This window comes from Novosphingobium colocasiae, from assembly GCF_014652555.1.
Classification (GTDB): Bacteria; Pseudomonadota; Alphaproteobacteria; order Sphingomonadales; family Sphingomonadaceae; genus Novosphingobium; species Novosphingobium colocasiae.
This window is the reverse complement of the sequence record NZ_BMZA01000012.1, coordinates 89285-107346: the sequence shown is the minus strand read 5'-3', so window position 1 is coordinate 107346 and position 18062 is coordinate 89285. Positions and strand designations below refer to the sequence as shown.

Annotated in this window: 12 protein-coding genes; 2 read left to right on the top strand and 10 right to left on the bottom strand. The window is 62.3% G+C overall.

What is annotated here, in order from left to right:
- The coding region (locus IE122_RS14380; RefSeq protein WP_229814201.1) for a P-loop ATPase, Sll1717 family at positions 1-1261 on the top strand (1261 nt) is incomplete at its 5' end.
- Positions 1262-1485: 224 nt separating this feature from the next.
- Here IE122_RS14380 and IE122_RS14375 read toward each other — a convergent pair.
- From IE122_RS14375 to pedF, 4 genes are all read right to left on the bottom strand, one after another.
- Entirely contained in the window at positions 1486-2166 is a 681-nt protein-coding gene (locus tag IE122_RS14375) for a response regulator transcription factor (protein ID WP_189621916.1), read from the bottom strand.
- An 88-nt stretch (positions 2167-2254) separates the two neighbouring features.
- A complete protein-coding gene (locus IE122_RS14370; RefSeq protein WP_189621915.1) occupies positions 2255-4003 on the bottom strand; it encodes a methanol/ethanol family PQQ-dependent dehydrogenase in 1749 nt (582 codons plus the stop codon).
- Positions 4004-4284: 281 nt separating this feature from the next.
- A complete protein-coding gene (locus IE122_RS14365; protein ID WP_189621914.1) occupies positions 4285-5184 on the bottom strand; it encodes a substrate-binding periplasmic protein in 900 nt (299 codons plus the stop codon).
- Positions 5185-5189: 5 nt separating this feature from the next.
- The gene (pedF, locus tag IE122_RS14360) at positions 5190-5633 is read right to left on the bottom strand and encodes a cytochrome c-550 PedF (protein ID WP_189621913.1); all 444 of its coding nucleotides are present in this window, start codon (positions 5631-5633) and stop codon (positions 5190-5192) included.
- Positions 5634-5814: 181 nt separating this feature from the next.
- Here pedF and IE122_RS14355 point away from each other — a divergent pair, with 181 nt between their 5' ends.
- Entirely contained in the window at positions 5815-6810 is a 996-nt protein-coding gene (locus IE122_RS14355) for a PQQ-dependent catabolism-associated beta-propeller protein (RefSeq protein WP_189621911.1), read from the top strand.
- 182 nt (positions 6811-6992) lie between these two features.
- On the opposite strand, the gene dxs is transcribed toward IE122_RS14355, so the two are convergent.
- The 6 genes from dxs to IE122_RS14325 all read right to left on the bottom strand — a co-directional run bounded on the left by dxs (position 6993) and on the right by IE122_RS14325 (position 17849).
- Positions 6993-8915 (bottom strand): 1-deoxy-D-xylulose-5-phosphate synthase, encoded by a 1923-nt coding sequence (dxs, locus tag IE122_RS14350; RefSeq protein WP_189621909.1) that lies wholly within the window; start codon positions 8913-8915, stop codon positions 6993-6995.
- A gap of 118 nt (positions 8916-9033) precedes the next feature.
- Complete coding sequence (locus IE122_RS14345) at positions 9034-9492, bottom strand: Fur family transcriptional regulator (RefSeq protein WP_189621907.1); 459 nt, start codon at positions 9490-9492, stop codon at positions 9034-9036.
- Positions 9493-9556: 64 nt separating this feature from the next.
- Complete coding sequence (locus tag IE122_RS14340) at positions 9557-9706, bottom strand: hypothetical protein (protein ID WP_189621905.1); 150 nt, start codon at positions 9704-9706, stop codon at positions 9557-9559.
- Positions 9707-9900: 194 nt separating this feature from the next.
- Positions 9901-10485, bottom strand: coding sequence for a hypothetical protein (locus IE122_RS14335; protein WP_189621904.1), 585 nt, complete (start codon positions 10483-10485; stop codon positions 9901-9903).
- Position 10486: 1 nt separating this feature from the next.
- Positions 10487-12115 (bottom strand): bifunctional phosphoribosylaminoimidazolecarboxamide formyltransferase/IMP cyclohydrolase, encoded by a 1629-nt coding sequence (purH, locus tag IE122_RS14330; RefSeq protein WP_189621902.1) that lies wholly within the window; start codon positions 12113-12115, stop codon positions 10487-10489.
- 151 nt (positions 12116-12266) lie between these two features.
- Positions 12267-17849 carry a calcium-binding protein gene (locus tag IE122_RS14325; RefSeq protein ID WP_189621900.1) on the bottom strand — a complete coding sequence of 1861 codons (5583 nt, stop codon included), beginning with the start codon at positions 17847-17849 and terminating at the stop codon, positions 12267-12269.
- Between the last annotated feature and the right edge of the window lie 213 nt (positions 17850-18062).

Genomic DNA, 18062 nt, shown 5'->3' with positions numbered 1-18062 from the left:
TGAACGGCTTCAGCCCCTCCGCATGATCCTACCGGCGTCAGCCGGTATGTCATTCAGTGATTTCCCATTTACTCCTTTTTCGAAGATTATACGGGGCGGTGACGAGCCAGAGCATAGATATCCTGCCGCATGGTCGTGGATACTGCTAATTCATGTTTTGGAGTCTTTGGCTGCTGATGAAGGGTTGCAACACTCGCGGATGGGTGAGTTCCAAGATGCGTTGAATGCCTTCAGAAAGATGGGGCTTTCGCCATCGGGCAGCCCAGCAGCCATAGTTCGTACTACAGCCAAGACATCTTTTAAATTAGCTTTGCCCGGATCACTGGCTCAATATGAATGGTCTGGATCAGACACACGCCCTGCGTCCGAGATTCCCGACTTTGTTGAAAGCTTAAAGACACTCATCGCAGGATCAGAGACATCCAGTACCCATCACATCATAATTGATGGACTTGATGATATTCTAACTTCGCGCGAGGTTCAATTTAAGTCATTATCCGCGCTCGTTTTTGAAGTTGATAGACTGAATAGACTTTTTCGTGATAATGATGTAAATGTAAAAATAGTTCTTCTTTGTCGTACTGATATGTATGAGAAAATTCCGGGAGCAAACAAGAATAAAACTCGTCGAGATTACGGTGTTGAGCTCGACTGGTACCATGACCCGAATGATCCAGGGAATTCGCTTTTGGTCAATCTTGCGCATAAGAGGGCGCGTAGAAGTCTTGGTGTGGAATGCGATATATTCAAAGAATATTTTGTTTACAACGTAAAGGGAAAGCCTATCCAGAAGTACCTTTTGGATATGACCCGCCATACTCCGCGAGATTTCTTGCAACTTTTATCTTGCGTACAAGGATTTTACACCGGCAGAAGAATGGCCGATGATCAAATCAATAGCGGATTGCGGGAATACTCAATCACTTATTTCCTTCCAGAAATACGAGATGAACTAAGTGGATATTCGCAACCCGATGAAATCGATCAATTGATCCGTGCGCTAGCTCGCGTTGGAAAACGCGATTTCAGTTTCAATGAGCTGGTGATGTCAGCTTCGGATTTGGCAAAACCGATATCTAGGGAGAGAATATTCGATCTCTGTCATATCCTCTTCGAATGCAGTGCCATTGGGCATATTGAAAATCGGCCCAGCGGCACTACGCATTACTCTTTTAAGTTCCGAAATAGGCAATCCTCCTTCAACGAGAAAGACCGGATCATGCTACATAGGGGGCTGTGGAAAGCCCTTAATATCGTCTAGTGAGAAAGTGACCTGCACGAGTACCTCGCGATGAGACGCCACGACAATGGCTCCTATCCTGAGACTCGCTAGTGCGACGGCATTCCACAATCGGCCCGCCTCGCCTGTTTCCTGCCGCGGCTTGCTCTCGTTCAAAGCATCTTTTTTCTCCTGCAAGCCGCCTTATCCGCGCAGGCGCGAAAATGGCGGTAATGCCCCAAAACCCGTCGCTCCCCCACCCCAACTCACCCCGTAAAATCAATCTTCCCCACCATGATCACCGCCTGCGTGCGCGAAAACACGTTCATCTTTTGCAGGATGGCCGAGACGTGCGCCTTCACCGTCGTCATCGATACGTCGAGTTCGTAAGCGATCTGCTTGTTGAGCCGTCCGGCGACGAGGTGCGAGAGGACCACGCGCTGTTGCGGGGTCAGGCTGGCGATGCGGGCGCGGATCAGGTCTTCTTCGGCGGCCGCGCTGTCGTCTCCCGGCAGTTCGGGCATGTAGATCTCGCCCGAGAGCACCAGTTCCAGCGCTTCGATGATCTGCGATCGCTTGAGCGACTTGGGCACGAACCCGGCGGCCCCGGCGGCCAGCGCGTCGCGCACCACGTTGCGTTCGGTCACGCCCGATACCATGACCACCGGCGTCGCCGGAAACCGGTCGCGCAACTGTTCGAGGCCGGACAGGCGCGATACGTCGGGGATGTTGAAATCGAGCAGGACCAGATCGACTTCGCCCGAACTGTCGAGCGCGGCCAGCGCGCTTTCGAGGCAGTCCGCTTCCAGGATTTCGCAATCGGGAAAGGCATCGTCGAAGATGGAGCGCAAACCGTCGCGCACCAGCGAATGGTCATCTACGATCAGCACGCGATCGGGTCCGGCGATGTCTTCCATAGTGCCCTTCATGACCGCATTCGATTTCATCTGCACTGTAACCCGGGGAGGGGCGGCGCGCCAGTCGCGTGGTCGTCCCTGGCGGGGACGATGCGGCCGGCGCGCCGGGTGGAGGGGTTTACTGCTTGGGCAGCTTGAACACCCAGAGCATGCCGCCCTGGCTGATTTCCTTGAACGTCTTGGCCACTTCGCCGCCCCACAGCGGCACCGCGCCGCCCCAGCCGGACATGACCGCCACGTACTGTTCGCCGTCCTGTTCCCAGGTGATCGGCGAGCCGACGACGCCGGAGCCGGTCTGGAACTTCCACAGTTCCTGGCCGCTCTTGGCATCGAACGCCTTGAGGAAGCCTTCCGGCGTGCCGGTGAAGACGAGGTTGCCGTGCGTGGTCAGGACGCCACCCCACAGCGGGGCCTTGTTCTTGTATTCCCACACGATCTTGCCGGTCTTCGGGTCCATCGCCCGCAGCGCGCCGATATGGTCTTCGGCGATCGGCTTGATGGTGAAGCCCGCACCCAGGAACGCCGCGCCCTTCTTGTAGGCGATCGGTTCGTTCCAGATGTCCATGCCCCAGTCGTTCGACGGGACGTAGAACAGGCCGGTGTCCTGCGAATAGGCCATCGGCATCCAGTTCTTGCCGCCGAGGAACGACGGGCTGGCGAACACCACCTTGCCTTTGTCGGCGGTACCGGGCGCGCCGGGACGGTTGTCATCGACGTAGTTGGGGCGGCCGGTCTTCAGGTTGATCCCGTTCGCCCAGGTGGTCTGCATCACGAACTTGTTCGCGCTGACCAGCTTGCCGTTGGTCCGGTCGAGGACATAGAAATAGCCGTTGCGATCGGCCTTGGCCCCCAGCTTCATCGGCTTGCCGTTGATGCTGGCATCGAAAGGCACGAATTCGTTGACGCCGTCGAAGTCCCAGCCGTCGTGCGGGGTGGTCTGGTAGTGCCACTTGATGACGCCGGTATCGGCATCGATGCCCAGCGTCGAGGCGGTGTAGAGGTTGTCGCCGGGGCGCAGGTGGCTGTTCCACGGGCCGGGGTTGCCGGTGCCGAAATAGACCATGTTGGTGCCCGGATCATAAGTGCCGCCCAGCCAGGTGGCACCGCCGCCGGTCTTGTAGAGATCGCCGGTCCAGGTGGCATTGGTCTTGCCGCTGATGCCGTTGTCCTTGCCGTTGAGCGTGCCCATGTTGCCTTCGACGGTCGGGCGCGACCAGATCAGTTCGCCGGTTTCGACGTCGCGGGCCTGGACTTCGCCGACGATGCCGAATTCGCCGCCGGAATTGCCGACGATCACCTTGTTGCCGACGATCAGGGGCGCGGCAGTGGCCGAATAGCCGGCCTGGTAGTCGCCGGTCTTCTTGTTCCAGATCACCTTGCCGGTGTGGCGGTCGAGCGCGACGAGGTGCGCGTCGAGCGTGGCGAAGATCACCTTGTTGCCGTGGATCGCGGCACCGCGGTTGACGACGTCGCAGCAGGGCATGATGGCATCGGGCAGGCGGGCGTTGTATTCCCACTTCTTCTCTCCGGTGCGCGCATCGAAGGCGAACAGGCGCGAATAGGAACCGGTGACGTAGATCATGCCGTCGTAGACCAGCGGCTGCGATTCCTGGCCGCGCTGCTTTTCGCCGCCAAGCGAGGCGGCGAAGACCGGGACCAGCTTGGTCACGTTGGTGGTGTTGAGCTTGTCGAGCGAGCTGAACCGCTGCTGCCACGGGCCCATGCCGTAGCTCAGCACGTCGCCCGGGGTCTGGGCATCGTTGGCGATATCGGCTCCGCTGGGGCCGTCGGCCGCGACTACGGGTGCCGACAGTGCGGCACTGGCCAGCGCCATGCTGCCGATGATGGTTGAAAAACGCCGCTTCATCCTGTCCCTCCTTTGTGGGGTATCGCGCCGGGGTGCGGGTGAAATCGGGAAAGTGTGCCCCCTGAAGGCCCCGGTCGTCGGACGAGAGCCTATCCGCTGGGCGGATGCAGGCAATTGAACCTTGGGAGGATGACGACGCCAAAACCGGGTGATTCCGGCGATATGTTGCAGGCGATTGCTGCGCCGCATGGCGGTGCGCGGCCATACGGGTTCGGGGGACACCGGTCGCAGTCGGTGTCCCCGTCCCCCTGTTCCACGGCAGGTACCGTCGCGCCGTGGGGTCAGGTGGAGGGCTGAGCCGCCAGCGCGGGGTGCCACTGGACGCCGTGGTGAGCGAAAAGGGCCTTCATCCGCCCGTCCGCGATCATCGCGCCGATCGCTTCTTCCAGCGCGAAGCCGAGAGTGCGGGCGTTGTCCTTGACCGCGATGCCGATGTCCCAGCCCGGCGACATCATCAGCGGCAATGCCGACTTGCGTACCTTGATGCCGGAGTCCGGGTGATCGGCGACCACGGCTTCGATCTGGGCGGTGGTGGCGACGGTGAAATCGGCGCGCCCGTCGGTGAGCGCCGCAACCGCTTCGTAGCCTGTCGGCACGTGGATCAGGTCTCTGGTCATCGAACCGCCGGCCTGGCCGAGCATGTAGAGATCGGGGATCGAGGCTGTCTCGACCGCGACGGGGTGGCCCTTGAAGCTGGCGGGATGCGCCTCGCAATTGCCGCCATCAGCGGAACAGGCCGCGCCGAATGTTTCGCGGTGATAGGGTGCCAGGAAGGCGACGTTGTCCTCTTCCTTGATAAGGATCTTGTCAAAGGGCACGTGCAGCATCACGTCGCACGGCTGGAAGCCGAGCAGGCCGCCGCGCCACACCACGTTGCGCAGATCGCCGGCGATGTCATCGTCCGCCAGAAACAACGCGATATCGGCGCGCACGCCCAGTTGCGAGGCGAGCGCGCGGGCCAGATCGGCGTCGATCCCGGCGGGCTTGCCGCCATCATCCCAGGACCACGGGCGGTTATCGGTATAGAGCCCGACGCGCAGCACGCCGAGCTCCTTCACCTTCTCGAGCGGGGCCGCCTGCAACGGCAAGGGCCGCAAGGCGGCCGGCAGTGCCAGCACGCCTGCGGCCCCGAAACCGGCGCGGGCGAGGCCCTTCAGCAAGGACCTGCGGGTGGCGCGCATCGCGCCTACTCGTCCGTATGCTTGGATTCGACCCAGGTGCGGATGGCCCACCCGGCCTTCTGGCCCAGCACGTCGCCGAAGGGCGGCATGTAGACCTTGCCGTCGTGGCTGGAGCCGTGGCGGAAGCGCTCAACGAACCATTCATCGCCCGCGTCGCCCAGTTCCAGATAGCGCAGGTCCGGGGCGATGCCGCCGGAAATGGCGTCCAGCCCGTGGCAGCGCGCGCAGTTCTGGCCATAGGCGGACTGGCCGATTTCCAGCGCCCGGGCATTGCCGCGATAGGGGTTGTGCTGCACCCAGTTGTCATTGCCGCCGGCCATATCGGGCAGGTCCGAGGTATCGACCGCCTGAGGCGTGACGTTGCCGTGCGCGTAGAGGCTGGTGCCGACGGAGAGCGAGGCGATGGCGGCAGCGGCGATCAGCGCCGCGCGGCCGGTGCGGATGGTCATTTCAGGTGTTCCTCTGCGACATGCCGGGGCGTTGCGTGGCCCCGACCTTGGCCCATGGTTACCGTGATGCGGCGGCCCGGCCCAATAGGACCATGGTACAAGACCAAGGTCGCATTCCGTTCGCGGCCGATGCGGCATAGGATCGACCGCAGTTGCACAAGATAATGGCGGAGAGTGACCGATGCGCGCATGCGCCCTTGCGGCCCTGACGGGCGTTTCCCTGCTGTGCGCCGGCGCGGCATCGCCGGCATGGGCGCAGGAAGCGGGACCGCCGGCGCGCGCCTATGTCAGCAACGAGCGATCATCCACCGTCACCGTGGTTGATCTCGCCAGCGGCAAGGCGGTGGCGCAGTGGCCGGTGGGCAAGCGCCCGCGCGGTATCGCGATGACCCGCGACGGCAAGTATCTGCTGGTCTGCGCCGGAGCCGACAACACGGTGGAACTGCGCGATCCGCAAACCGGTGCGCTGATCGCCAACCTGCCTTCGGGCGCGGACCCGGAACAGTTCTTCGCGTCCTACGACGGCACCCTGCTGTTTGCCGCCAACGAGGATGACGGCGCGGTGACCGCCATCGATCTCGCCACCCGCAAGGTCGCCTGGCAACTGCCGGTGGGCAAGGAGCCCGAAGGCATCGCCCAGAGCCCGGACGGCAAGTGGCTGCTGGTGACGAGCGAGGAGGACAATACCGTCTCGTGGATCGATCTCGCCAGCCGCACGGTACGCACCGCCATGGAGACCGAGGCGCGCCCGCGCCACATCGAATTCACCGCCGATGGCGCGCAGGTGTGGATCGCCGCCGAAGTGGGCGGAGTGGTGCAGATGGCCGATCCGGCGACGCAGGCGGTGACCGGGACCATCAGCTTCGCGCCCCCCGGCGTGCCCGCCTACAAGGTCATGCCCTGCGGCATACGCTTTACCCCCGACGGCAAGACGGCCGTCGTGGCGCTGGGCCGCGCCGATGCGATCGCGGTGGTGGATGTCGCCAGCGCCACCGTGCGCGGTTATGTGAAAGTGGGCGGCCGGCCATGGCACCTCGCCATCCTGCCCGGCGGAACCCGCGCTCTGGTCGCCAACGGGGCCAGCAACGATCTGTCGGTGGTGGACCTGACGACGTTGAAAGTGACGGCGACGATCCCCGCCGGGGATGGCCCCTGGGGCGTGGCGCTGGGCGGGTGAAGTTGACATTGCCGCACGCCATGATCCAATCATGCGCAGCTTCTGCCAACACCTCCGCGACGACGGCAAAAACCCGACCGTCGCACGCATGCGCGACTTACCGTCGTGGCAAACGCCCGTGTCCGTTACGCCTGGACTATCGGAGTTGATGACGCCGTGAGCAGGCCGAATTCCGGGCGAACCTATGCCCAGGCCTCTTCCATGCCGGTGCTGTTGTGGCGCAGCGCCTTCAGCACCGTATCGACGATCTGCGGGGCGTTGAGGCCGGCCTGATCGTACTGAAGCTCGGGCTTGTCGTGGTCCTGGAACACGTCGGGCAGGCGCATGGTGCGGATTTTCAGGCCGGCATCGGTCAGCCCTTCGTCGCTGGCCATGGTCAGGACATGGGCACCCAGGCCGCCGATCGATCCTTCTTCCACCGTAACCACCACTTCGTGGCTCAGCATCAGGCGGCGGATCAGCGCGGTATCGAGCGGCTTGGCAAAGCGCAGGTCGGCAACGGTGGTGGACAGGCCCTTGGCTTCCAGCGTGTCCGCAGCCTTCAGCGCCTCGCCCAGGCGGGTGCCGAGCGAGAGGATCGCCACCTTGGTTCCTTCGCGCACGATACGGCCCTTGCCGATCTCCAGCAGTTCCGGCGTTTCGGGCAGCGGCACGCCCACGCCGTTGCCGCGCGGATAGCGAAAGGCGATCGGGCCGCTGTCATGGCGGGCGGCGGTGTGGGTCATGTGCACCAGCTCCGCCTCGTCCGCCGCAGCCATGACGACCATGTTAGGCAGCGTGGCGAGGTAAGTGACGTCGAACGATCCCGCGTGCGTCGCGCCGTCCGCGCCGACCAGGCCGGCGCGGTCGATCGCGAAGCGCACCGGCAGGTTCTGGATGGCGACGTCGTGGACCACCTGGTCAAAGGCGCGCTGGAGGAACGTGGAATAGATCGCGCAGAACGGCCGCATTCCCTGCGCGGCAAGACCCGCCGCGAACGTCACCGCGTGCTGTTCGGCGATGCCGACATCGAAGCTGCGTTCGGGAAACAGCGTTGCGAACTTGTCGAGCCCGGTGCCGGACGGCATCGCGGCGGTGATCGCGCAGATCGTCGGGTCGGCCTCGGCCTCGGCGATCAGGGCCTTGGCGAAGACGCCGGTGTAGCTGGGCGGGCCGGCCGGGGCCTTGGCCTGTTCGCCGGTGACGACGTTGAACTTCTGGACACCGTGATACTTGTCGTCCGCCTCTTCGGCCGGGGCATAGCCCTTGCCCTTCTTGGTGACGACGTGGATCAGGCACGGCCCTTCTGCGGCATCGCGCACGTTTTCCAGCACCGGGATCAACTGGTCCAGGTTGTGCCCGTCGACCGGGCCGACGTAGTACATCCCCAGTTCCTCGAACAGGGTGCCGCCCATCGCCATGCCGCGGGCGAATTCATCGGTCTTGCGCGCTGCCTTGTGCAGAGGTTCGGGCAGGCGGCGCGATATCTTGCGGGCGAGATCGCGCAACGACAGGAACGGGCGAGAGGATACCAGCTTGGCGAGATAGGCCGAAAGCCCGCCCACCGGCGGCGCGATCGACATGTCGTTGTCGTTGAGGATGACGATCAGGAGGTTGCCGGCCTCGGCGGCGTTGTTCATCGCCTCATAAGCCATCCCCGCGCTCATCGCCCCGTCACCGATCACGGCGATGCCGCGCCCCGGCACGCCCTTGATCTTGTTCGCCACGGCAAAGCCGAGCGCGGCGGAGATCGAGGTGGAGCTATGCGCGGTGCCGAAGGGGTCGTATTCGCTTTCGGAGCGCTTGGTGAAGCCGGAGAGACCGCCGCCCTGGCGCAGCGTGCGGATGCGATCGCGCCGCCCGGTCAGGATCTTGTGCGGATAGGCCTGGTGGCCCACGTCCCACACCAGCCGGTCCGCCGGGGTATCGAACACATAGTGCAGCGCCACTGTCAGCTCGACCACACCGAGCCCGGAACCCAGATGCCCGCCGGTCTGCCCGACCGCCGCGATCGTCTCGGCGCGCAGTTCATCGGCCAACTGGCGCAATTGCGCAGGCTTGAGCGCGCGAAGCTCGCGCGGGGTCTGGACAGTATCGAGGAGGGGGGTGGCCGGCTGGGCTGTCATTACGGTCTTTTACACGGCTGACACACTGGTGTCGAACAATGGCGGCGGCGATATGCGCAAGATGCGGCGAAGAACAGGGGGAATCGACAGCCGGGCCCCTGATTGCGCGCGCCGCGCGTCAACTGCAACCCGCGCAAGTGCCGCGCAGTTCGACCACCGGCCGGACATCGGCAAACCCGGCCTCGCGCGCAGCGGCGATCAGCGCGCCGGTCAGCCGGTCATCATCGATATGGACGGCTTGCCCGCAGGCGTCGCAGATCAGGAAGATGCAATCGTGCCGGCAACCGGGGTGGCTGTTGGCCAGATAGGCGTTGGCGCTTTCCACCCGCCGCGCCAGATTGGTACGCACGAACAGATCAAGGATGCGATAGACGCTGTTGGGCGCGACCCGCTTGCCGCGCAGCGCCGATACCGTTTCGGCCAGGTCATAGGCCGATGCCGGCTTGTCCCGTTCGGCCAGCGCGGCGAATACATCGGCGCGCATTTCGGTCCACTGCTCGCCCTCGGCGACAAGCGCAGAGCGTGCGGCCGATATCAGGCTTTCGCCCTCGTGCTCATGATGAACGTGCCCTGCCATGCGCCTCATATGGGCGGCGAAGGCAGTGGTTGCAATCGGGTAGACGGGAGAATGCCCCCGCGGCTCAGCGCGTGGTCGCGGCCTGCGCGGGCGGGATCAGGTTATCGGCCATCGGTTTGGCATGCTCGCCAGCCATTACCCCGAACACCAGCAGCGCGCCGCCGGCAAAGCCGAGCGCGAAGAAGCGGTAGAAGTCAGCCTTGAACAGTCCCATGATCGTCGAATGCCTGTGTAGCGAGTGCCTTGCGCGGCCCCGGATAAAGGGCCGCTTTGCGTGTGGTGCGGTCCCTTTTGCGCAAATGGGCTTACCGTCCAGTGAATAAACCCGACAGGAATGCTGCAGCGCGATGAGCCGCGCGAGCGTTGCGACGAACTGCGGGAACAACCTGGTATGGGTGTTGGGGGCGCTCAATCGATGGAACTGAAAAGCGCGTAGATCCGACGCGCGCGAGGACATTTTACGACGACAACGGAGTCCCATTCGTGCCAGTCATGAAATTCGACCGCCTCGCGGCCTTGGCACGGGCTACCCACGACAGATGAAGCACCTGAGAACCAGGCGGGCGCAGAATCGGCAAATACTTCGCCATTGAGCAGATCGGTTTCCTCGACACGAGCGCTACCGTCAAACTTGCGTTCAAGCAGGGCGCTTGTGGCTGCATTGTCGTCGAAAGTGAGGAAGATAGTTCGTGAATCGAGTCCTGTTTCGGTCTGACCCTTGAGGTTCGTGAAGCTTTCACTCGGTCGTTCCCCGAATGCTTCAGTGAAGTCAGAAGCTGCCGACCTCACGGAATACAGCCAAGGCAGCCCGACGAGCACTGATAGCAGGATGATTAGCGGGAGCGTGGTGCAACCTAGTAGCGGTCCGGCCGTCGACCAGCCCATCCTAGGCCGTCCGGGCCGGACTTTTCGAAAGATCGCAATAATAAGGACCAGGACCAGTCCGCAGATTGTCAGCAATGCTGCGGGGAAGAGGGCCCAGATCAGCAGCATATCAATGCCGGAAGTGGCGCATCCCCGTGAACACCATCGCCAGCCCGGCTTCGTCGGCCGCCGCGATCACTTCCTCGTCGCGGATCGAGCCGCCCGGCTGGATCACCGCCGTCGCGCCGGCTTCGGCAGCGGCCAGCAGGCCGTCAGCAAAGGGGAAGAAGGCGTCGGAAGCGACCGCGCTGCCCACGGCGCGCGATTGCGTCCAGCCGAACTTCTCGGCGGCTTCGGCGGCCTTCATCGCGGCGATGCGCGACGAATCGCGGCGGTTCATCTGGCCCGCGCCGATGCCGGCGGTGACCCCGTCCTTGGCATAGACGATGGCGTTCGACTTGACGTGGCGCGCCACCGTCCAGGCGAACAGGCAATCGGCCAGCTCGCGGTCGGTCGGGGCGCGCTTGGTCACCACCTTCAGATCATCAAAGCCGATCGCGCCGTTGTCGCGATCCTGCACCAGAATGCCGCCGGCGATCGGGATCACCGTCTGGCCGGCGCGGCGCGGATCGGGCAGGCCGTCGGTCAGCAGCAGGCGCAGGTTCTTCTTTTTGGCGAAGAACGCGCGCGCTTCCGCGTCCGCGCCGGGGGCGACGACGACTTCGGTGAAGATGCGGCAGATCGCCTCTGCGGTCGGCCCGTCAAGCGGCTGGTTGACCGCGACGATGCCGCCGAAAGCCGAAACGTCATCGCACTCCAGCGCGCCGGTCCAGGCATCGAGCAGCGTATCGGCCTGCGCTACGCCGCAGGGGTTGGCATGCTTGACGATGACCACGGCCGGCTTCTGGCCCCGGAATTCCGCCGCCAGTTCGAGAGCGGCGTTGGCATCGTTGTAGTTGTTGTAGGACAGTTCCTTGCCCTGCACCTGTTCGGCCTGCGGCAGGCCCGAGGCATGGCCCCCGCGCGGCAGATAGAGCGCGGCGTCCTGGTGCGGGTTCTCGCCATAGCGCAGCGAGCCGGCCAGCACGCGGGTCATGGTGACTTGCGAAGGGAACTTCTGGCCCTGGTCCACTTCGGCGAACCAACGGCTGATCGCACCGTCATACGCGGCTGTGGCGGCATAGGCCTTGGCGGCCATCAGCTTGCGGAAGCCCAGTGAGGTCGCCCCCTTGGTGGCTTCCAGTTCCACCAGCAGGCCTTCGTAGTCCGCCGGGTCGGTGACGATCGTGACATATGTGTGGTTCTTGGCCGCCGAACGCACCATCGACGGGCCGCCGATGTCGATGTTCTCGATCACGGTGTCGCGGTCCGCGCCCTTGGTCACGGTCGCCTCGAAGGGGTAGAGGTTGACGATCACGAGGTCGATCGCGCCGATTTCATGCTCGGCCATGGCTGCAGCGTGTTCCGCGTTGTCGCGCACCGCCAGCAGCCCGCCGTGGACCATCGGGTGCAGCGTCTTGACCCGGCCGTCCATCATTTCGGGGAATTGGGTGATCTCGGAAATGTCCTTCACCGGCAGCCCGGCATCGCGCAGCGCCTTGGCGGTGCCGCCGGTGGAGACCAGCTCGACATCATAGCCGACCAGTACCTTGCCCAGCTCGACCAGACCGGTCTTGTCAGACACCGAAAGCAGCGCCCGGCGCACCGGCACGAGATCAGGCTTGGGCGCGGCAGCGGTTTCAGGGCTGAGTTCGGGCATGGCGGGTTCCGATGCGATCAATTGTTATGAAGATGGAGACTCGCGCGCGCCCTTAGGACGAACCGGGGATGGGGGCAAGGTTGGGGGGCGATGGTGCCGGCGACTTCATGATCCCCGGACAGGGGCGATCTGCATGGCCTCCGCCAGCTTTTCAGAGAACGAAATCGAGCGAGCCGAGCTTGGTGACGTTCATCAACTGGATTTCAAAATCGGCAATCTTGTCTCCAGTGAGGTCGGCCCGGACCAGCAGATCGGAGCCGGACACCTGTGTCCACACCGCATTGGCTGCTGCGCCGGCAGTGGAGAACGCGAAAGCCTGATCGCCGGCCTGGCCCGAATTTGCGTCAAGCTGGCTGAGATCGATGACATCGCGGCCGCTCACGAAATCGAAAACGCGATCGTGCGCGGCACCCGGAAGGCTGTCAGTCTTCGCGGCGAACACAAATACATCCCTGGCGATGTCTATTCCGCCATACATGTCGTCGTTGCCCCCGCCGCCATTGAGGATGTTGGCGGCGCTATTGCCATACAGCGTATTCGTGCCGGCGTTGCCCGTGGCACTGATTGCCGCCGCTCCGGTCAGCCGCAGAATTTCGACGTTGTTCCCCAGGCTGAAAGAGACGCTGGACTCGACCGTATCCACGCCTTCGGCGGAAAACTCGATCACCCGGTCGGCAGCGCTATCGACGACATAGACATCGTCGCCCTGTCCTCCGATCAGTGTGTCCACACCGGCCATACCGTCAATGCGGTTGTTCAGGGCATTGCCGGTGATGGTGTTGGCCAGGGCATTGCCGATCCCTTTGAGGGCGGTGCCGGTCAACGTCAGATCCTCAAGGTTGGTACCCAGCGTCCAGTCTATGGAGGATTCGACGCGATCGACCCCCTGGCTCGCCAGTTCGGTAATCTTGTCCGCGCCGCTATCGACGACATATGTATCGTTGCCAAGTCCACCCGTCATGGCATCAGCACCGCCAAGTCCGTCAATTCGGTTGTCGAGCGCGTTGCCGACGATCACATTGGCCAGACCATTGCCCACTGCCTTGATGGCAGAACCGGTCAGGGTCAGGTCTTCGAGATTGATGCCCAGCGCCCAGTCGATGGAAGATTCGACCCGATCGCGCCCTTCATTCAGGTTTTCGATGATCTGATCGCCAAGGTTATCGACGACGTAAACGTCAGAGCCGATGCTTCCGATCAGGGTATCGGCACCGACGCCCCCATCGAGAATGTCATTTCCGGCAAGCCCGCTGAGAACATTGGCGGCGCTGTTTCCGATCAGCGTGTTCGCGCTGGTGTTGCCGATGCCGTTTACCACGGACCCGAGAAGAGTGAGATCCTCCACGTTTCTGGCCAGCGTCCAGTCAAGGGCGGCTTCAACCCGATCGATGCCTTGGCCGGCCAGTTCGATTGTCTTGTCACCAGCGTTATCCACGCGGAACACATCGTTGCCCGTTCCGCCGCTCATCGTGTCGAGACCGACGGCGCCATCGATGAAGTCATCCCCGTTGCCGCCGTTCAGGATGTCGTTCAGCGCCCCGGCATAGATCTTGTCGTTGCCATCGCCCGCATCGAAGGTGACCACGCCTTCGGTGGTGAAGCTCGCGGCGATCTTGCTGAAAGTCCAGACATCATTCCCTGCCGTGCCTATCACCTTGAAATCTGCAAACCCGCCGGAGGAGAATTTCTGAATGCCGGTTATGTTGCTTCCGTTCCAGGTAAGGTACTGGCTGCTGCCGGTCGCACGGATCGTATTGCTGCCGAGGCCGCCGGCAATGCCTGCCTCGTCATTGATGCCGGGGTCCAGCAGGAATGTATCGTCGCCATCTTCGCCTCCGAGTGTGTCCCGCCCCGTACCGCCGCGGATAACGTCGTTGTCCTTCCCACCGTAGATGAAATCGTCACCGTCACCGCCCGTGATAGTGTCTGCGCCCTCGTCGCCCTGGATGGTGTCGTTGCCTTCCAGGCCATTCAGCGCATCATCACCCACACCGCCGTTGAGCGTATCGTTACCGCCGCTCCCGGTAAGCCGATCGTCTCCGGCACCACCGCCGATCGTGACGCCGCCGGTAAATCCAGACCCTACGGTGATTTGGTCTGCGGCTGAACTGGTTTGGAACGCCAATGCTTCGAAGCCGGTGACAATGAAGGTGCCCGTATCCGAAACCGCCGCACCACCTGCCCATGTCGCGCTCAGATCGACGTTGAGAGCGACATCCGGTGCGGTAACGTCAAACCGCAATGTATCGAACCCCGATCCTCCGTCCGCCACGTCTCCGCCGGACGCCCGGAGGAATACGCGATCGTTTCCTGATCCGCCGAATATCTGATCAGTCCCCGCCTCGCCGAGGATGTCGTCATTCCCTGCATCGCCATAAGCGACGTCGTCGCCGGCTCCGACATAGATGAAGTCATCATTCAAGCCGCCGTGAGCCTCGTCGTTGCCGTCCCCCCCAGCCAATGCATCCGCGCCGCTGCCGCCATCGAGGAAGTCGTCCCCGTCACCGCCATCCAGAGTATCGTCACCATTCAGCCCGTACAGAGTATCTTTACCTGCGCCGCCAAAAAACCTTTCCGATGCATCCGTTCCTTTGATTATATCATCACCACCGAATGCGAAAAAATCGGTTGAACCCAAGTAACCTGAACCAAAAGTTATATTGTCTGCCCCTTCGGTGCCTCCCCCGATCTGAATGTAATCTACGTTCCTGATCAGGTTGGTGCCCAGCTTGAAGCTGTGTGTAGTCGGCATGGCAGCAAAATTGATGGTGAATCCGATGCTTCCAGACAGTTTGAAATCATGCGCGATCAGAACGGAATTGTACCCAGCGCCCCCGTCGATGCTATCAAGATTGTCGCTAAGGATAATCGTGTCGTTGCCATTTCCGCCCTGGATGATGTCAGCGCCGTAACCCCCGGTCAGCTCGTCATCGCCATCGCCGCCGATCAGCGTGTCGTTGCCATTTCCGCCGAACAGGAAATCATCGCCGATACCGCCGTCAAGCCTGTCGTTGCCGTCTTTGGCATCGATATCGTTCCTTCCAGTTCCCCCTGTCAGGATGTCGTCGAAACGGGTGCCGTTTATCGTACCCGCGCCCGGAAGTGTAATCGTGATCCCGGGCGGCATGGGCGCGTCGAGGTCGTAGCCGAAGTTGTAATCCGTGAACTGCGCGACTTGCGTATCAGAGAACACGGCGATGGTTTTGAAACCTGTGCCATAAGCAAAGTTGGCGTTGCCAAATTTGAACAGGACATCGCTGCCTGCCTGTTCGAGATATGCCCATGCGCCGCCTGCGAACGGATTCCCGTCGGAGCTCAACTCGAGCGCATAATACTGGACTATCTCGCTGAAGTTAAAACGATCGCCGCCATCCCCGGCGGTAAAATCATGAATGACGACCGGAGCTAGGGAGTACGTTGTGTTGCTGGCGCGGGGAGCGAGTAAAGCAATTTCATCAATACCCGCGCCGGAAGTTATGTCGACACTCCCGCTGGCCTGCGCAAGCCGCAGAATGTCGTTGCCGGCTCCCAGATCAATGTGCGTCGCAGCCGAACCGGCAAAAGGCGAACCTGCGAACGTGATGGTGTCATTGCCATCGCCGCCATTCACCGTGTTCGTTGGCCCGGCAGCGCTGGCGAGAAATGCGACATCGATCACGTCATCGCCCGCGCCCCCATCGACCAGCCCGGAAGCTGTCTGCCCAATTCTGGTGTAACCGCCGGTGTCGGTCCGCTCGCCGACAACGATGTAGTCGTTCCCGTCCTCTCCCAGGATCATCACCTTGCCGCCGGCGGCCGTGATGATATCATCGCCGAGGCCGCCGCGGACCGTGTCGTTCCCGATGCCGCTGTCGATCACGTCATTGCCGGCATCGCCGTTGATGGTGTCGTTCCCGGAGTCTCCGAAAATCGTGTCGTCGCCATCGCCGCCGCTGATAGCGTCATTGCCACCGCGCCCGTGCAGCGTGTCGTTCCCGCCCGCCCCCTTTATCACATCCGCACCAAGTCCGCCGTCCAGACTATTGGCCGTGCTGTCACCGGTCACGGCGCGTCGGATGATGGTGCCACCGGTCGGTGCGGCACCATCGAAGTTGAAAGCCGTGAAATTGGCAAGCGTGGTATTCGCAAAGCGGACGACGTCGACGCCTTGGTAATAATTTACGCTTCCATCGACATCCAGGCGCAGGACAACATTCGCGCCAACCTGAACCAGTTGGAGATGTCCGCTGGTAAAGGGATTGATTGCCGGGTTCCAATTGGTCAGGGGGCCGTTGAACCCGATGGCGGTCAACAGATTGGCTGGATCGAAGATGTCTCCGCCGTCACCGGTGGCAAAATCGGTGATCACGATCGGGGATGAGACGCGGTCTTCGCGGTCGATCACCCGGCTCACACGGTCTACGCCAGTGCCGAGCGCGATCGATGTAGTAGCGGCAAACGAAGCATTGATTTCGACGCTATCGTTCCCGCTGCCCAGAAGGATGGTTGCCGCGATAGCCTGCTGGCCGCCGACGAGCTTGACCTCATCGTTGCCTGCTCCTGCCTGAACCCAAATGGTTTCCGGGGCCCCTCCAACATTGTAGCCATTCGGGTGATCTATGAGGATTCTGTCGTCCTCGGTTCCAGCATCGATCGTTACCGAGCCGTGTCCGGAATGGATGATGACATCATTGCCCGCACCGGCCAGGATCGTATCGTCACCGATATCAACGAGGCGATCGTTGCCTGCACCGCCATCAAGCCGGTCATTTCCGTTCCCGCCCTCCAGCGTGTCGTTTCCGTCGCCACCCGATAGCGTGTCGTTCTGCTCGCCGCCCTCAAGGCTGTCGTTTCCGGCACCGCCGTCCAGGATGTCGCTACCAGCTCCGCCGATCAGGGTATCATTGCCGCCGTCGCCATAGAGAGCGTCGTCGCCGTAGTATCCGTAAACGGCATCATCTCCGTCGGCACCGTGAAGGCTGTCTGCGCCCACTGCGCCTTCGATCTTTTCGCCGGAGATCGTTCCCGTGGCGATGCGGCCCGCCGCGATCGCGCCGCCGGCAGGATCAAATCCGAAGAAATTGCTGGCGGTGAAATTCGTCACGACGGTGTTACGGAAGAGCACCAGATCTCTGTGCGGCGTCCCGACGCCGCCATAGCCGCCGCTGAGAGCGACATCGTTGCCGCGCTGAACCAGTACCAATTGACCCGTCGCGAAGGGGTTGACCGACCCGCCTGACCATGGCGCTATCGCATCTCCAATGTCGAGGACGTCCCCACCCGGCCCCGCAGCGAAATCGGTGAACGTGAAGGAAACCAGCGCGGGATCTTCGCCGATCGGATACGTTTCAAAGCGAACCGTGTCAGAGCCTGTCCCGAGCGCAAGTGTCACAATTCCCGTCTCGGCAATGATGACCCGATCATCTCCGGCCCCGAGGCTGCCCTTCACGTTCACGCCCCAGGCAGCGAGCTCGACCAAGTCCTTGCCGAGACCTGCCTGGATCGTAACGGTCTGACGAAGGTCGGGAAGGTTGACCGAACTTCTAGACAGTATGATGCGATCGTCACCTGCACCGGCATCGATCGCATCATTCCCCTGACTATCGGAGATGGTGTCATTGCCGTTGCCGCCCAGGATGCTGTCGTTGCCGCGGCTGCCCTCGATCGTGTCGTCACCGTCGAGTCCGGATATGTTGTCATTCGTCCATGAACCGCGAAGGATGTCGTTTCCGGTTGTACCGACAAGATCAGTCATCAGGCTTTCAACTTTTTAATGCAGGCGCAGGATTACGACACCCGCTTCGCGTTTTAGTGCCTCGCACTATCACGGCATTCGATCGAGCCAAATAGAAACCGCGCTCGGAATGTCGCATTGTTGGCTTCAAGGCACGGGGCCTCGCCTCGATCTCCGGCTCGGCAGTTGGTTCGCCGAGCATCAACCTCGTGCGCCGAATTCTTCCCGCCGATA

Bases quoted from the DNA above. Each gene is read 5' to 3' on its own strand.
- IE122_RS14355 (WP_189621911.1), top strand. From the start codon at position 5,815: ATGCGCGCATGCGCCCTTGCGGCCCTGACGGGCGTTTCCCTGCTGTGC.
- IE122_RS14375 (WP_189621916.1), bottom strand. From the start codon at position 2,166: ATGAAATCGAATGCGGTCATGAAGGGCACTATGGAAGACATCGCCGGA.
- IE122_RS14340 (WP_189621905.1), bottom strand. From the start codon at position 9,706: ATGGGACTGTTCAAGGCTGACTTCTACCGCTTCTTCGCGCTCGGCTTT.
- IE122_RS14370 (WP_189621915.1), bottom strand. From the start codon at position 4,003: ATGAAGCGGCGTTTTTCAACCATCATCGGCAGCATGGCGCTGGCCAGT.
- IE122_RS14325 (WP_189621900.1), bottom strand. From the start codon at position 17,849: ATGACTGATCTTGTCGGTACAACCGGAAACGACATCCTTCGCGGTTCA.
- IE122_RS14335 (WP_189621904.1), bottom strand. From the start codon at position 10,485: ATGCTGCTGATCTGGGCCCTCTTCCCCGCAGCATTGCTGACAATCTGC.
- pedF (WP_189621913.1), bottom strand. From the start codon at position 5,633: ATGACCATCCGCACCGGCCGCGCGGCGCTGATCGCCGCTGCCGCCATC.
- IE122_RS14365 (WP_189621914.1), bottom strand. From the start codon at position 5,184: ATGCGCGCCACCCGCAGGTCCTTGCTGAAGGGCCTCGCCCGCGCCGGT.
- dxs (WP_189621909.1), bottom strand. From the start codon at position 8,915: ATGACAGCCCAGCCGGCCACCCCCCTCCTCGATACTGTCCAGACCCCG.
- IE122_RS14345 (WP_189621907.1), bottom strand. From the start codon at position 9,492: ATGGCAGGGCACGTTCATCATGAGCACGAGGGCGAAAGCCTGATATCG.
- purH (WP_189621902.1), bottom strand. From the start codon at position 12,115: ATGCCCGAACTCAGCCCTGAAACCGCTGCCGCGCCCAAGCCTGATCTC.